At 67.6% G+C, this 1090-nt stretch carries 1 protein-coding gene; it reads left to right on the forward strand.

Going from position 1 to position 1090, the window contains the following annotated elements; genetic code table 11:
• Nucleotides 1–34: 34 nt before the first annotated feature.
• On the forward strand, nucleotides 35–1090 hold a 1056-nt coding region (locus AQJ27_RS51440), incomplete at its 3' end, for an HAD-IC family P-type ATPase (RefSeq protein ID WP_244313895.1).

The raw sequence follows: 1090 nt of genomic DNA on the forward strand, positions 1-1090 counted from the left end.
CATTCGCACAGATTCGCCTTCAGAAGAGGACTCGATGTCCACAGCCACTCCGACCCGGGCGCCGCACAGTGATGTGCCGACCGGTCACAAGGACGAAGGAAAGGTCGGCGCGGGTCTGTTCGACCCGAAGCAGCTGCTGAAGTCGCTGCCGGACGCTTTCCGCAAGCTCGACCCGCGGGTGATGATCAAGTCGCCCGTCATGTTCGTGGTGCTGGTCGGCTCGGTCCTGACGACGGTCTTCTCGTTCAAGGATCCGGGTGACTGGTTCGGCTGGGCGATCAGTGCCTGGCTGTGGCTGACCGTGATCTTCGCCAACCTGGCGGAGGCGGTGGCCGAGGGCCGCGGCAAGGCACAGGCGGACACGCTCAGGAAGGCGAAGACCGACACCGTCGCCCGCCGTCTCTCCTCGGACGGCATGTCCGAGGAAGAGGTTCCGGGCACCGAACTGCGCGTGGGTGATCTGGTCGTCTGTGAGGCGGGCGACATCATCCCCGGCGACGGTGACGTCGTCGAGGGTGTCGCGAGCGTCGACGAGTCGGCGATCACGGGCGAGTCGGCCCCGGTCATCCGCGAGTCCGGCGGCGACCGCAGCGCCGTCACCGGTGGCACGAAGGTGCTCTCGGACCGGATCGTCATCAAGATCACGACGAAGCCGGGTGAGACGTTCATCGACCGGATGATCGCTCTGGTCGAGGGCGCGGCCCGGCAGAAGACGCCGAACGAGATCGCGCTGAACATCCTGCTCGCCTCGCTCACGATCGTCTTCCTCCTCGCGGTGGCCACGCTGCCGCCGTTCGCGGACTACGCGGGCACGCACCTGACGATGGTCGTCCTGGTGGCCCTGCTGGTCTGCCTGATCCCGACCACGATCGGCGCACTGCTCTCGGCGATCGGTATCGCGGGCATGGACCGGCTGGTGCAGCGCAACGTGCTGGCCATGTCGGGCCGTGCGGTCGAGGCCGCGGGTGACGTCTCCACGCTGCTGCTCGACAAGACCGGCACCATCACCCTCGGCAACCGCCAGGCCTCCGAGTTCGTGCCGGTGACCGGGACGACCGAGGCCGAGGTGGCGGATGCCGCTCAGCTGTCC

This window comes from Streptomyces olivochromogenes, assembly GCF_001514115.1.
GTDB lineage: Bacteria > Actinomycetota > Actinomycetes > Streptomycetales > Streptomycetaceae > Streptomyces > Streptomyces olivochromogenes.